General features: G+C 62.7%; 14 protein-coding genes. 5 read left to right on the top strand and 9 right to left on the bottom strand.

Going from position 1 to position 14,379, the window contains the following annotated elements:
- Positions 1-4: 4 nt before the first annotated feature.
- Genes mnhG through RQH14_RS14715 form a run of 6 tightly spaced genes read right to left on the bottom strand, consistent with a single transcriptional unit; the run spans position 5 to position 6,310 of the window.
- Entirely contained in the window at positions 5-397 is a 393-nt protein-coding gene (gene mnhG, locus RQH14_RS14690) for a monovalent cation/H(+) antiporter subunit G (protein WP_311213918.1), read from the bottom strand.
- Positions 387-665, bottom strand: coding sequence for a monovalent cation/H+ antiporter complex subunit F (locus RQH14_RS14695; protein WP_311213919.1), 279 nt, complete (start codon positions 663-665; stop codon positions 387-389). Before RQH14_RS14695 ends, mnhG begins: the two co-directional genes overlap by 11 nt.
- Positions 662-1,228, bottom strand: coding sequence for a Na+/H+ antiporter subunit E (locus tag RQH14_RS14700; protein ID WP_311213920.1), 567 nt, complete (start codon positions 1,226-1,228; stop codon positions 662-664). The genes RQH14_RS14695 and RQH14_RS14700 overlap by 4 nt, the downstream gene beginning before the upstream one ends.
- Positions 1,225-2,808 (bottom strand): Na+/H+ antiporter subunit D, encoded by a 1,584-nt coding sequence (locus RQH14_RS14705; RefSeq protein ID WP_311213921.1) that lies wholly within the window; start codon positions 2,806-2,808, stop codon positions 1,225-1,227. The genes RQH14_RS14700 and RQH14_RS14705 overlap by 4 nt, the downstream gene beginning before the upstream one ends.
- The gene (locus RQH14_RS14710; RefSeq protein WP_311213922.1) at positions 2,805-3,305 is read right to left on the bottom strand and encodes a Na(+)/H(+) antiporter subunit C; all 501 of its coding nucleotides are present in this window, start codon (positions 3,303-3,305) and stop codon (positions 2,805-2,807) included. Before RQH14_RS14710 ends, RQH14_RS14705 begins: the two co-directional genes overlap by 4 nt.
- Entirely contained in the window at positions 3,302-6,310 is a 3,009-nt protein-coding gene (locus tag RQH14_RS14715) for a Na+/H+ antiporter subunit A (protein WP_311213923.1), read from the bottom strand. The genes RQH14_RS14710 and RQH14_RS14715 overlap by 4 nt, the downstream gene beginning before the upstream one ends.
- Positions 6,311-6,510: 200 nt before the next feature.
- Here RQH14_RS14715 and RQH14_RS14720 point away from each other — a divergent pair, with 200 nt between their 5' ends.
- The 3 genes from RQH14_RS14720 (at position 6,511) to RQH14_RS14730 (ending at position 9,668) form a co-directional block, all read left to right on the top strand.
- Positions 6,511-7,914 (top strand): MFS transporter, encoded by a 1,404-nt coding sequence (locus RQH14_RS14720; RefSeq protein ID WP_311213924.1) that lies wholly within the window; start codon positions 6,511-6,513, stop codon positions 7,912-7,914.
- Positions 7,915-7,980: 66 nt separating this feature from the next.
- On the top strand, positions 7,981-8,463 hold the full coding sequence (locus tag RQH14_RS14725) for a cation:proton antiporter regulatory subunit (RefSeq protein WP_089596429.1): 483 nt from the start codon (positions 7,981-7,983) through the stop codon (positions 8,461-8,463).
- A gap of 5 nt (positions 8,464-8,468) precedes the next feature.
- Positions 8,469-9,668 (top strand): cation:proton antiporter, encoded by a 1,200-nt coding sequence (locus RQH14_RS14730; RefSeq protein WP_311213925.1) that lies wholly within the window; start codon positions 8,469-8,471, stop codon positions 9,666-9,668.
- 187 nt (positions 9,669-9,855) lie between these two features.
- Here the strand turns inward: RQH14_RS14730 and RQH14_RS14735 are convergent, their stop codons facing one another.
- Positions 9,856-10,461: a hypothetical protein gene (locus RQH14_RS14735; RefSeq protein ID WP_311213926.1), complete on the bottom strand. Its 606-nt coding sequence runs from the start codon at positions 10,459-10,461 to the stop codon at positions 9,856-9,858.
- Between the two features lie 57 nt (positions 10,462-10,518).
- On the opposite strand from RQH14_RS14735, the gene RQH14_RS14740 reads away from it, so the two are divergent.
- Positions 10,519-10,755: a hypothetical protein gene (locus tag RQH14_RS14740; protein WP_311213927.1), complete on the top strand. Its 237-nt coding sequence runs from the start codon at positions 10,519-10,521 to the stop codon at positions 10,753-10,755.
- A gap of 239 nt (positions 10,756-10,994) precedes the next feature.
- Here RQH14_RS14740 and dcd read toward each other — a convergent pair whose 3' ends face one another.
- Positions 10,995-11,570 carry a dCTP deaminase gene (gene dcd / locus RQH14_RS14745; protein ID WP_011776299.1) on the bottom strand — a complete coding sequence of 192 codons (576 nt, stop codon included), beginning with the start codon at positions 11,568-11,570 and terminating at the stop codon, positions 10,995-10,997.
- A 140-nt stretch (positions 11,571-11,710) separates the two neighbouring features.
- Here dcd and RQH14_RS14750 point away from each other — a divergent pair, with 140 nt between their 5' ends.
- Positions 11,711-13,711, top strand: a complete 2,001-nt coding sequence (locus RQH14_RS14750; RefSeq protein ID WP_311213928.1) for a CAP domain-containing protein — start codon at positions 11,711-11,713, stop codon at positions 13,709-13,711.
- A gap of 46 nt (positions 13,712-13,757) precedes the next feature.
- Here RQH14_RS14750 and RQH14_RS14755 read toward each other — a convergent pair whose 3' ends face one another.
- Positions 13,758-14,201: a hypothetical protein gene (locus RQH14_RS14755; protein WP_311213929.1), complete on the bottom strand. Its 444-nt coding sequence runs from the start codon at positions 14,199-14,201 to the stop codon at positions 13,758-13,760.
- Positions 14,202-14,379 lie beyond the last annotated feature (178 nt).

Consider the following 14,379-nt stretch of genomic DNA (forward strand, 5'->3'; position numbering starts at 1 on the left):
ACTTTTAGTGGTCGTTCCGGGGTTCTTGCCCGGCAGCCGCCCGTTGAACAACGGCTTCGAGTTCGTCCTTGGTGAGCATCTCGCGGTGGCCGTGCTTGGTGCGGTAGGCGGAGCGACCCACCATGTGGGCGGACACAGGTGCTGTCAGCAACTGGAAAATCCATGCCACCAGCAGAACAGGCCATACCCACCACGTCCGCATTTGAAGGCCAATCGCAGCAAGCATGAGGAACAGTCCCAGCACTTGGGGCTTGGTGGCTGCGTGCATGCGGCTCATGAGGTCCGGGAATCGCAGCAAACCGATCGCAGCGCCGAGGGACATCAAAGCACCCACCACCAGGAACACTGCAGTGACAGCGTCGATCACGACATCCACGCCGTTGGCATCAGGACTCATTGTTCTGTTCCCTCCGTTCAGCAACGAACCGTGCAACGGTCACCGATCCGATGAATCCGATCACCGCGAGGGCTACCAGCAGCATCAGGTTGTTGAGGTGCCTGTTCATCGCCATGTCGATCGCCAGTGCAGCACCCAGGATGGCCAGCAAGACGTCTGATGCCAGCACGCGGTCCAGCAGGGAAGGGCCGATGGCGATGCGGACAATCGCGCCCGCGGCAGCCAGGCTGAGGATCACCGCTGTGACCACGAGGATCATTTCCTTCATCGAGCTGCCCCTTCCATTCCCGGTCGTACTTCGGCTTTGAGGGCTTCCACTTCTTCGGGCGTGCCCATGATCCGGATCAGCCGCGCTTCAATGGTCTGGACTTCCTCGCGAATCTTGTCGATGTCCGCTTCTTCGTAGATATTGAGCGCGTGCAGATACAGCGTGGACGTCGACCGGTCCACTTCCACCACCAGCGAGCCCGGAATCAGCGAGATGACGTGCCCCGTAGCGGTCACCATCAGGTCCGAGTGGCTGCGCAAGGGAACGGCGACGACGGCGCTGCGCACCTTGGGCCCCTTGACCACGGCCAGGAACAACACCAGGAAGCTCGCTGCCACCACTTTGGCGAGGAACATCAGGGCGAAGGGAATGGCGCGCAGGATATTGAACCTGCCGCTCAGTTCCACCGGTGGAAGGTAGAACAGCTTGGCTACCAGCACGGCGATCAGCGCGCCAAACAGCAGGTTTCCTGGACTGAAATCCCGCCACAGTGCGCCCCAGACAATGACCAACCAAATGAGCAGTGGCAGCTCGGTGCGGAACGAAATGGGCTTACGGCTCATTTGGCATCACCCGTCTGCATTTCCTCGGCCGGCCCCAGCGGTGGCACCTCGACCGAGTCGCCCAGAACCGAGTGGATATACGCCGAACGGTCCAACATGATCCCTGCGGAACCGTCAGCGACTTGGAAGAGCGGACCGGCGAAGACCGTCAGCGCGACACCGAAAACTACCAAACCCGCCGTCGAACCGACCATGGTCCGCGGCAAGACGCCGACGTTTCCGGGAGTCTGGAGCACGGGGTCCGGATACTCAGCGTCTTCGGGCTTGCGCCAGAATGCCCTGTTCCAAACGCGGGCGATTGCAAGCAGCGTCAGTAGGCTGGTGACCACGCCACCCACCACCAGCGTGATGGCCAAGGGTGTTCCCAGCTCCACGCCGGCCTGCAAGAGACCCAGCTTTCCCAGGAAGCCTGAGAACGGCGGGATGCCTGCGAGGTTCATGGCCGGAATGAAGAACAGCAGGGCCAGCAACGGGGAAAGCTTGGCCAAGCCACCCAACCGGTCAATGGATGAACTGCCGCCCCTGCGTTCTATGAGACCTGTGACCAGGAACAGGCTGGTCTGCACTGTAATGTGGTGCGCCACGTAGAACACCGCTGCGCCCAAACCTGCAACTGAACTCATGGCCAGGCCAAACACCATGTACCCGATGTGGCTCACCAGGGTGAAGGACAAGAGACGTTTAATGTCGCTTTGGGCCAACGCACCTAATATGCCCACCACCATGGTCAGTAACGCCACCACCATGAGTGGAACGTTCAGTGTGTCCCCAGGGAACAAGAGCGTCTCGGTGCGGACCATGGCGTAGACGCCAACTTTGGTCAGCAACCCGGCGAACACGGCCGTAACCGGCGCCGGTGCCGTGGGGTAGGAGTCCGGGAGCCAGAAGGACAGCGGGAACACGGCCGCCTTGATGCCGAAGGCCACCAAAAGCATGACGTGCAGGAGGTTTTGAGTGCCTTGGTCCAGTTCCGCCAACTTGATGGCCAGGTCCGCCATGGTGATGGTCCCCGTGGCCCCGTAGATCATGGCGATGGCGATGAGGAACAGCACGGAGGACACCACTGACACCACCACATACGTGACGCCTGCGCGGATGCGCGGGCCGGTGCCGCCCAAAGTCATGAGCACATAGCTCGCTGTCAGCAGAATCTCGAAGCCTACGTAGAGGTTGAAGAGATCGCCGGTGAGGAAGGCGTTGGACACGCCCGCCACCAGGATCAGGTACGTGGGGTGGAATATCGAGACGGGCGCTTCCTGGTCGCCGTCGGCCATGCCTTGGCCGGTGGCGTAAATCAACACGGCAAGGCTCACCACGGTGGAGACAACCAGCATGAGCGAGGAGAACTGGTCCACGACCAGGACCACGCCCCACGGCGGCAGCCATCCACCCAAGGTGACTGATGTTGTGCCGCCGTCCCATACGGAGAACAGCAGGAGGCACTCGAGCAGCAATGTTGCACTCAGAATGCCGATGCTCACCACACGCTGGGCGGTGTGGTGCCGGATCAACAGGAACGCGAGAGCGGCACCCAGAATCGGCAGGAGGACAGCTAGCGGCGACAGGTTTGCGAGATTCACGCGCTGCCTCCTTCCTGGTTTGGTGCCTTGCTCGGGGTCTCGGTTGCTTCGGGGTGAGTGTGGTCCGAGGTGTTGGCAGGGGTGACGGCGAATTCCGAGGTCTCCAACGGCACAATGGCGTCGTCCTCGGCGTCGAAGCTTGGCGTCTCAGCAACGCGACGGTCCTCGAGGTCATCCTGGATTTCGTCCTGTCGCGCCAGGACCCACGTGCGGTAGATAATGCCCAGCATGAAGGCCGTCACGGCGAAGGAAATCACGATCGATGTGAGGATCAGCGCTTGGGGCAGAGGGTCGCTATAGGCGTCCGGGCTGGTTTCCTTGGTGAACAAGGGCGCCAAACCGGCGTATCCGCCGGTGGAAAGGATCAGGATGTTGGTGGCATTGGCCAGCAACATCAAGCCCAACAGCACGCGTGTCAGGCTCCGCTCCAGGATCAAATAGATGCCGCAGGCGTACAAAACGCCCATGACGATCAGCAGGGTCAGGTTGATGCTCATGCGGTACCTTTCCCGGATGCGGCGGATTCAGCAGCTTCTCCTGCAAGGTCGGCGGCGTCTTCCTCTGCAAGGGGCGCGCCCTGGCCCTCAAAGTGTTCGTCGATTTCGGCACCGAGGCTGCGGAGAACGTCGAGCGCCAAGCCCACCACCACGATGTACACGCCGATGTCGAAAATGGTGGAGGTGACAAACTTGATGTCTCCGAAGACCGGCAGCCAGAACTCGATGATCGCGCTCTGGAACACCTGTCCGCCGAGGAAGAGCGGCACCAGACCAGAGGCTGCCGCCGTCGCAAGTCCTGTCCCCAAGAGAGTTCCGGCGCTGACTGTCGCAGCCTCGCTCAACTCGAACCGGCCGCCTGCCAAGTACCGGATGGTCAGGGCAAGGCCCGCGGTGAGGCCTCCGGCGAAACCGCCGCCGGGCAGGTTATGACCGGCAAGGAGAAGGTAGATGGAGAAGACAATCATCGAGTGGAAAATCAGTCTGGTCACCACCTCGAAGATGATCGAGCGGCGTTCAGGAGCCAAGGTGCGGCCCGCCACCAGCCATGCGTCGCGGCTGACGTCAGTGAACTTTTTGGCCACGGCCAGTGTGGCACCGTCCCGGGAGTCACGGTCGACGCCGGTGCGGCGCCCAACGCTGCCTTCCGGCACTGCCTCCGAGGTCTTGATCCGATCACCACGGCTGCGCACGAAAATCAGGCTGGCGACACCCGTGGCGGCAATTGCCAGCACCGAAATTTCGCCGAACGTGTCCCAGGCGCGAATGTCCACCAAGGTCACGTTGACGACGTTCAGGCCGCCGCCGCCCTCGTATGCCAGACGGGGGAAGTCCAAGGATATGGGTGTGGCCACGCGGGCTCCCATGGCATAGATCGCCACGAAGATCATGGTGATGCCGAACGCAGCACCGATGATCACGCGGATCACCCGAAGCCTGCCACCGGTCCTGTCCCGGAGCTCAGCGGGCAGGCTGCGCATGGCTAGCACGAACGCCACCAGGACGATGGTTTCCACCAACATCTGTGTCAGCGCCAGGTCCGGAGCACCCTGCAAAGCAAACATGAGGGCGATGCCGTAGCCCGTCACGGACACCATGAGGACCGCAAGGAAGCGCTTGTTGGCCCGGACAGCTGCCAGGGCACCCACCACGATTCCCGCTCCGGCAACCATTTGCAGCGGAGAGTTGGGGTCGATGAAGTAGATGCCTTCCGGCAGGGGCTTGTTGGCCGCAATCAGGGCGGCGAGCGGTACAGCGAAGGCTACGGTGAGGATGACCGTCAAGTAGAAGTAGAGCGAGCCACGCTGCGTACGGCCCGTGACCCAGACAGCGATATCGTCCAGCGCACCGATGGTGTGCTGGTAGGCGCGGTCGCCGTCAACCCAGTCCGGCACCAGGCTTTGTGCCCGGGACACGATGTTGCGTCCGTAGAACATCGCAGCGCCCGCCGCGAAGGTTATCGCCGTCAGCCCCAGTGCGGGGGTGAGGCCGTGCCACAAAGCCAAGTGCCCGGCGTCGACCGCGTCCGGCCTATCGGCGAACAGCGCCGCGTAAGGCTGGATCCACGTGTCGACGGGGGCCGGCCACACGCCGTAGGCAATGGTGAGCAGGCTCAGGATGGCCGGCGCGGCCAGGAAGGCGGGCTTGATGGGTTTGAACGGGGTGGGTTCAACGCCGGGCTTGGTGGCAAACGCGCCCCACATAAACCGGGCGCTATAGGCGAACGTCAGGATGGACCCGATCACCAGGCCCACCAAAATCCAGATTCCCCAGACAGGTGCATTATTGCCCGTGCCGTAGTGAACAAAGGCTTCGAAGACTGATTCCTTGGCGACAAAGCCAGCCAATGGAGGCACCCCGGCCATGGACGCTGCGGCGATCGCTGCAACTACTCCAAGGGCGCGAGATGAGCGGAAAACGCCGGAGAGCTTACGAATATCGCGCGTTCCGGACTGGTGGTCAATGATGCCCACTACAAGGAACAGCGCTGCCTTGAACAAGCCGTGGGCAAGGAGCAGCCCGAGCCCGGCAAGCGCGGCATCCGGGCGTCCGAGCCCCACCACCATGGTGAGGAAGCCGAGCTGGCTGACGGTTCCGTAGGCCAGGATGAGCTTGATATCAGTCTGGCGAAGGGCCCGGTACCCACCCACAAGCATGGTGGCCAGCCCGAGTCCCAGGACCACCGGCAGCCAGAATTCCGACTCGGAAAAGCCCGGTGCCAAGCGCGCCACGATGTAGATGCCGGCCTTCACCATCGCCGCCGCGTGCAGGTACGCACTGACCGGGGTGGGGGCCGCCATGGCGCCCGGCAGCCAGAAGTGGAACGGAACCAGCGCCGATTTTGTCACCGCACCGGCAAGGATAAGTACGACGGCGGCCGTCACCGCACCCTGCATGGGTCCGGTCATGAGGGTCGAGGCTTGGTCCAAAATAGCCGAAATGCGGTAGGTTCCAGCTGCCTCGCCCATGATGATGAGGCCAACGAGCATCGCGAGGCCACCAGCGGTGGTGACCATCAGCGCCTGCAGCGCCGAGCGGCGCGCTGCCAAACGGGTACGCGCGTAGCCGATCAGCAGGTAGGACAGGATGGTGGTGAGCTCCCAGAAGATGAACAACATCATGAGGTCATCGGAGGTCACCAAGCCGAACATGGCTCCTGCGAAGGCCAGCAGCTGGGCGCCGAAGCCGCCGAGGTCCGCGTCCTTGTTCTTGAAATACCGGGCGCAATAGACCAGCACCAGGGAACCGACGCCAAGGATCAGGAGGGACATGACCCACGCCAACGAATCCATTCGGAAGGCCAGCTCCAGCTGCAGGCTGGGTATCCACGGAAGGAATTCTTCTATGCCACCACCGGAATATACAGGGCCGTACTGGAAGAGCAGCCAAACGAAGGCCGCTGCCGGTACCGCTGCCAGTACGTAGAAGGCGTTCCTGCCGAGTTTGCTGAAGATCAAGGGCGCCACAGTTGCCGCGACAAAGGTGATGGCGAGAACTGTGATCACTGTTTTCTCCGCAAAGTCAGGAACGAATTGTCAAAGTTGGAGCAGGCGGTCATACGTTGGGTTCGGTTTAGCTAGTTTATCAAGCGGGACGGACAGTTTTTCGCCAAAGAGGCGGGCTGGAGGTTACGTTTCAATCCCTGTTCTCCACATAGTGGGCTGTCATCCGCCCTCCGTTCTCCCCTCCGCTATAGCATCGAGCTATGAACGCGGCCGTAGTTCCCGAAGCCTCCCAACCGACATCCGAGCTCGCCTCAGGACCTGTCGCCTCCAAGAAGGGCCAGATCCTTGCGTGGGCTTCCTGGGACTGGGGCTCGGCTGCATTCAATGCGGTCATGACCACGTTCGTTTTCACCGTCTACCTCACCTCCAATGCCTTCGGCGGAGAGGACGCGGCCTCGGCTGCACTGGGTGCTGCCCTGGCCATCGCCGGCCTGGCCATTGCGCTGCTTGCTCCTGTCACCGGGCAGCGTTCGGACGCCGGTGGACGCCGCAAGCTGTGGCTCGGGGTCAACACGGCCGCCACTGCCGTGCTCACTGCGCTCTGCTTCTTTGTCTTTCCCCAGCCTGAGTTCCTCTTGCTGGGTGTTTGCCTCATCGCGCTGGGCAATGTCTTCTTTGAGTTCGCCGGCGTCAACTACAACGCCATGCTGGCGCAGATCTCCACCCCCAAGAACATTGGCAAGGTCAGCGGCTTTGGCTGGGCCATGGGATACCTGGGCGGCATAGTTGCCCTTCTGCTGGTTCTGCAACTGTTCGTCCAGCCGTCCTTCGACTGGTTTGGCGCCTCGACGCAGGACTCCCTCAACATCAGGCTCGTGGCAGTCTTCTCTGCACTGTGGTTCTTCATTTTTGCCCTGCCAGTGATGTTCGCCGTCCCTGAAGTTCCGGCGAAGAAGGCCACCGCTTCCTTGGGGTTCCTGGCCTCCTACAAGTTGCTGATCCGGCGCATCGGCGCCATATACCGGACCAGCCCACACACCATCTACTTCCTGCTCTCCAGCGCCATCTTCCGTGACGGCCTCGCGGCTGTTTTCACCTTCGGCGGGGTCATCGCCGCAGGTACGTTCGGATTCGAGCTCAAGGAAGTCATCTTCTTCGCCATCTTCGGCAACGTGGTCGCTGCTGTCGGTGCCATCATCGGCGGCTTCCTGGACGACAGGATCGGACCCAAGTCCGTCATCGTCCTCTCGCTGGTGGGCCTCCTCATCGCCGGCACCTTCATTCTGGTGCTGGGAAACGGGGACTACGTCTTCCTCGGTAATGAGTGGCCCGCGAGCAACACGTTCTGGATCTTCGGCCTGCTGCTGTGCCTGTTCGTAGGCCCGGCGCAATCGTCCTCGCGGGCCTACCTGGCCAGGCTTGCACCGGAAGGCGAGGCCGGCGAACTCTTCGGCTTGTACGCCACCACCGGTCGGGCCGTCAGTTTCCTTGCTCCCACCCTTTTCACCCTGTGCATCGCCATCGCCTCTCCCCTGGTTGCCGAGGGCGAAGCCCAACGTTGGGGCATCCTCGGAATCATGGTGGTGCTTCTTGCAGGCCTCTTGGTGATCCTGCCGGTCAAGCCGCCGGCGAAAGTGGAAATAGCTGTGGTCCCCGAGCGTTAACTACTAAGGACCGGTTGAAGTGCGAGGGTCGTACCGCACCGGTTCAGGACAGTTTAGGGTGGAGCTATGAACGTGGATGAGACCGAACTCCCGGGCCTTGGGGTCCGCAAGGACTTCGTCACGGCCTCGGGCCGACGCATCGGTGTAGTGGAACTGCGGGAAGGCGAAACAGAGCTTTTCGTCTCAACGTGGGACGACCCCGATACCTGTCAGGCGTCCATTCCGTTGACTGCCGACGAAGCCTCGACGCTGGGCAACCTATTGGGCGGGCAGCACATCGCCATGCGCTTGGCAGAAGAGCATCGCGAGATACCAGGCATTGTCACCCGCCAGTTCTCCATCACTCCTGATTCGCCCTTCGTCAACCAGCCCATGGGCAAGGCTCAGATCCGCACCCGCAGTGGTGTCTCCATCGTGGCCATCATGCGCGAAGGCGAGGTAGTCCCCTCGCCTGCACCCGACGTCGTACTTCACACCGGCGATTTGCTCGTAGCGGTCGGCACCCAGGAAGGTCTTGACTCGGCAGCCGACATCCTTCGCAACGGCTGAGCGGGATGGATCCGCTCGCCCTAGCCCTCGTTGAACTGGGGGCCGTCGTCTTCTGCCTCGGCCTCTTGGCTCGACTAGCGGGCCGAATCGGCATGTCCCCCATCCCCCTCTACCTCGTTGGTGGGCTTGCGTTCGGCGCCGGCGGGTTCGTCAAGCTGGACGGCATGCACGAGTTCGCCCATCTTTCCGGCGAAATTGGTGTCATTCTCCTGCTGCTGATGCTCGGGTTGGAATATACGGCCTCTGAGCTGGTCACGGGGCTCCGGCGATCATGGCAAGCCGGTGTCATGGATTTTGTCTTCAACTTCCTGCCAGGCGCAGGGTTGGCCGTCCTTCTCGGCTGGGGACTGGTAGGTGCCATTGTCATGGGTGGCGTCACGTATATCTCCTCGTCAGGCATCGCGGCCAAGGTCATCACGGACCTTGGCCGGATTGGTAACCGCGAAACACCTGTGGTTCTCTCCATCCTCGTTTTCGAAGACCTGGCCATGGCCATCTACCTCCCCATTCTCACCGCCATCCTTGCCGGCGTTGGTTTCCTTGGCGGACTGCAGACCGTGGGAATTGCCCTTGCCGTTGTCACCGTGGTGCTGGTCATCGCGCTCAGGCACGGCCACCGCGTCTCGCAGGCAGTGCACAGCGAGAACTCCGAGGTGTTCCTGCTGAACGTTCTGGGGCTGGCCCTTCTTGTAGCCGGCATCGCTTCTGCCCTTCAGGTTTCCGCGGCCGTTGGGGCGTTCATGTTGGGCATCGCCATCTCCGGCGCAACGGCCCATAATGCCACTCGCATCCTTGAGCCGCTGCGGGACCTTTTCGCGGCAATCTTCTTCGTGGCATTCGGACTCAACACCGACCCCACTTCGATTCCGCCTGTCCTCGGTTGGGCGCTTGTGCTGGCCGTCGTCACTGCGGCAACCAAAATGCTCACGGGGTTCTGGGCCGCCAAACGCGCCGGTATTGCTATGCCAGGCCGCTTCCGCGCAGGGGCCGCCTTGATCGCCCGCGGCGAATTCTCCATCGTCATCGCGGGGTTGGCCGTCGCTTCGGGGGCAGTTCCCGACGAACTCGCCGCACTCGCCACGGCCTACGTCCTCATCATGGCCATCTTGGGTCCGCTGGCCGCCCGCTTCGTGGAACCGGTGGTCAAGGCGCTCCGTCGAACCCCCGGCGCCCCGCCCCGAACCCCGGAGCGCGCCCCGGCCTAACCCGCTCGCCGAGGGGCGACATCTCAACCAAATAAGCCCCACCCCCAATGGGTCGAAGGCTAACCCCTGAACACCAAGCTCCCCCTCGTCCCCGCCGAGGGGCGACGTCTCAACCGAAAAGGGCCCACCTCTCTCGCCGAGGGGCGACATCTCAACCAAATAAGCCCCACCCCCAAAGGGTCGAGAGCTAACCCCTCGGCTGCCATCCACCGCGTATCAGCGACTCACGGATGCGTTTTGCAACCCCCTCGTAACCGCGTTCCCTTATATGCTCGGCGGTAACGACGACAGAGATCCAGCCGTTTGCTGCGAGCGCCGCCTCGCGTCGGATGTCGGACTCCTTCTGAGCGGCACTAAGGTGATGGCCGCCGTCGTAATTGATCGCAACCTTGAACTCGGGGTAGGTGAGATCCGGCCACGCCACTTCGCGGCCCGAAGGATCACGCACCGCGTAGCTCAAGACAGGTTCCGGCAGGAAGTCGCGCCCCATGGCCAGTCGCAGCCTGGTCTCGGGAACAGAGTCGGCGCCCACGCGGGTCAACTCCAGCGCTGCCCGCGCCTTCCGAATGCCGCGCATGCCGGTATGTCGATCGACTTGTGCCTTGAGATCCTCAGCAGAGCAGAGGGGAATCCTGTTGTGACCAAAGCTTCGGGTTTGGCTGCAGATGAAGTAGTCGGCGGCCGCGACCAAGTCCTCGAAAGCCAGCACCGCAGCCAGATCCAGCCACGTGCGGGCGGGGCCGGTCACGGGGATCCCGTCCACCGAACTGATGTCCGGCACAGCGAGCACCATTCGATGTCCTTTGACTCCCCTGCGTTGAGGCCGAAAGGCGCCGTCGGACCTCGTCAGATGAACCAGGAAATCCTGCTGGGCATCCCAAGGCAATGGGCATCCCCACAGCATCGCAGCCGTCTCCCGACAACAGATGGCTCCTTCAGTTATGCCGGTGAGGAGGCGGGCCGTGTGCGCAGGGTCCTGTTGTTCGCCCCAAGGAACCCGGACTCCCCTGCTGGCAACGCGAAGATCGTTATTCCAGGCACGATGATCCGGCATTCCGGCCGCGCGCTGTTCGGCGAGCGTAAATGAACGGCCCCGGATCTCGAACGGGAGCGGTGCAGAAATCCTCATCAGCCATTGTTGGCATGGTTGAAGATGCGCTGAGAGGTTACCCACAGCGTGGAGGACTAGTGGAGCTGAGAAGGCCTCATTGAGGGGCGACGTCTCGACCGAAAAGGCCACCCAAAGGGTCGAGAGCTAACCCCTCGAAGCAAGAGAAAAAGGCGAGAGCTAACCCCTCGCCGCGAGAGCAGAGGGCGCAGCAGAGTCTAGATGGAGGTCCGGTGGAAGTTCTGGTGGCTGCGGCTGGCGGTGGGTCCGCGCTGGCCCTGGTATCGGTTGCCGTATTCACCGGAGCCATAGGGGTGCTCGGCCGAGGACGTCAGCCGGAAGAAGCACAGCTGGCCGATCTTCATCCCGGGCCACAGCTTGATGGGCAGGGTGGCCACGTTGGAGAGTTCCAACGTCACGTGCCCCGAGAATCCGGGGTCTATGAAGCCGGCGGTGGAGTGCGTCAGCAGTCCGAGCCGGCCCAAGGACGACTTTCCCTCAAGACGCGCGGCAATGTCGTCGGCAAGGCTGACAGTCTCGTACGTGGAGCCCAAGACGAACTCGCCCGGGTGCAGGATGAAGGGCTCGTCGCCTTCCACCTCCACCAGCCGGGTCAACTCGGGCTGTTCCTCGGCGGGGTCGATGTGGGCGTATTTGTGGTTATCGAACAGCCGGAAGAACCGGTCGATCCGGACGTCCACGGAAGACGGCTGCACCATCGCGGGGTCGTACGGCTCAAGAACAATCCGTTGGGAGTCTATTTCGGCACGTATGTCGCGGTCAGAGATCAGCACAGCATCAAAAATACCCCATGCGCCCAAGTCCCCATGCATTGTCCGGGCGGCCCCGTGGGACTATAGTTCCCGGACATGTAGAACCGCGCCCGTACCTGGGGGCAACGAGCATTCGCGGGGTAATTGTGAAAAAACTGGCAGTGCCGGCTTCCATTGTGCTGGCCGGGGTGCTGGCCCTCTGCGTCGCCGCCTCCAGCCAGATCCTGCCGGCAACGGATGCGGGTCCAAGCGGCAGCACCACTCCCTCCTCCAGCGTCGAGTCTGGTTTGACGGCACCTGAGTCAAGCACGACGCCGGACGCCGCACCTTCCGCGGATACCCCCACGGCCGGCGAAGCCTCCGACCCCGCCACCGTGCCGGTCCCGGAACAAGGCTCCGAAAGCGGTGCGCCGACCAGGCCCGTCGCCCTGGACCCGGTCATCGAGACGCCGCCGCCTGTGCCAAACATTGGGCCGTCGTGGGGTCCGGACGGTCCGCCGGCGGACCCGATGGACGGGACGGAGGGGCCGGCGAACCCGGGCGCCAGTGACCCTGCCGCGTCCAGCCCAACCGAGCCGTCGCCGTCGTCACCGTCGCTAGTTCCGTCGCCGACAGCGCCAGCCATGGGCCCACTGCCGTCGGCCTCACCGACGTCAACAACAACGACAACAGCACCCCCCGCAACATCCACAGCAACACCCACCCCGACAACAACCCCCTCTCCCACCCGGACCGCAACTCCCACAGCGTCAGCGTCCGCATCGGCTGACGCGACCCCCTCACCCAGCGCAACTCCAACACCCAGCGCAAACCCACCACAGACCCCAACGCCCAGCACCACCCCCTTCCCCGGCAAAGCCCCCAGCGGTGCAACTGACCCGGACAACGGCGCCCTTGCCCTCCTCCCGGACAGCAACACCGCCGCAATCCTGACGGTGTTCAACGCGATCAACAGCTATCGGGCATCCCTGGGCCTGGCCCCGGTGAAGTACCACGCGACAGTGGCGAGCCTTGCCCAGGATTGGTCGAACAACATCGCAACGCGGGAAGTGATCCAACACCGCGCCAATTTCTGGACGGACCCGCGGGCGCTTAATCCGAACAACGGCGCAGGCGAAGTCATAGCTGTCCGCTGGGACCGTGATGCGGCGCAGTTGGTGGAGTGGTGGAAGGGTTCCCCGGGGCACGATGCCCTGCTGCGTGATCCCCGGTTCAACGTCATGGGCATCGGCATTACCTACACGGACGGCAACTGGCAGACCACGCCCAACCGCTTCACGCTGTGGGGTGTGGTGAATTTCTTTGGCTACACCTCGCTGCCGGCGGGAACCACCAATGCACCTGGCGGAACGGTCACTCCTCCCACGGATCCCATTGGAGCCTGCCAGCCGGGCGATAAATACCAGCCGCCTACCGTCAATCTTAGCTCCGCCTCCATCAGGAGTGCAGCAGATCTCGTCTCCATCGCGGCGGACGGAACTGTGTATTCCTACCCCTCGTTGGGGAACGCGAAGTACGGCGCGGCCCGCAAAATCGGCATCGGTTTCACGGGGCTCAAGGAACTGTTCGTCAGTGATTGGGACCGCGACGGCGTCTTCGACCTCATATCCCAACGCACCGACGGGGCACTCCTGGTGTATCCGGGGAGGCAGACGGGCGGCTTTGGTTCGCCCGGAGTGCTGGGCCACGGCTGGCAGTCCTTGAACATTGCTGTGGGCAACTGGTGCGCCAACAACCGGCTACCGCAAATTGTGGCCATGGATGCCTCGGGCGGCCTGTGGTTGTACAAGAATGCTGGAATGACGTACATCGGTTCGCAGGCTGCGATCGGAACGGGAAACAGGGCCGTCCGGCTCAGCATGGTGGATTACAACGCGGATGGTTTCCAGGATCTCCTTACCGTTGAGCCCAATGGTTCCCTGCGCCTGTACCGGGGCAGCGGCCTGGCTACGCCCAAGCAAGAAGCCCGGCCCATCGTGGGTGCCGCCTGGACGGATTACTCCGGACTTCGTTCCTTGCAAGGCGTCACGGGGGCAAATACCACCGGCGTTGCCGGCTTGGGCACCAACGGGGTTCTGGAGTACTGGGACCTCACCTCGGGGAGGCTGACGACGCCCCTGGCGGTGGGCGGCGGCTGGACCGGCTACAAGCTCGCCCAATAGCCGGGCCGGCGGCCGACCCGACATAAGGTCCGGAAATACGAAGCGATCACACCACTGAGCGTGACTCCATCACGGTCTTCAACTGTTCCAACTGGGCCACTTCGGCCTCCATGGTTTTCTGGATCATGCCGTTCATGAGCTTCTGCAGGCCCTTGGGGTGGTATTCCAGGGCGAACCTGAGTCGGGTGGTTTGGCCTTCGGTGCTGAGGTAGTAGCCGCCGGTGGGCCGCGCGGGTCCGGCGACGACGGCGAAGCGCACTTCCGCTCCGGGCCGGGCTTCGGTGATCTGGAAATCGGCGGCGATGGGGCGGCCGCCGGGACCATTGATGGTCTGCTGGTAGAGCGCGCCTTTTTGGCCGCGGAGACCTGAGCGCAGTGAAATGCTGCGGATCCCGGACCGCCAGAGGGAATTGTTCATGCCGTCCATGAGGAATCCGTAGACGGTCATGGCGTCCCTGCCGATCACCACTTCGTAGTCTGCAAATGCCACGGAAACCTCTTTCGGCGTACGGTTCGATATGTAGTAGCCGGGTTCCCCATACGCTGCAGCTAACACCTTCAGAATAGACAGCGCATGCCGTGCCGGGGCACAAAAGAGGCGAGCCTTGACCGAATGGTTATCTGGCGCTTCACAAAGTTACGACTGACACGGCGGGCCCCACGGGGTA

It is taken from the genome of Arthrobacter sp. WCS2018Hpa-7 (assembly GCF_031843805.1).
In the GTDB taxonomy this organism is placed as follows: Bacteria; Actinomycetota; Actinomycetes; order Actinomycetales; family Micrococcaceae; genus Arthrobacter.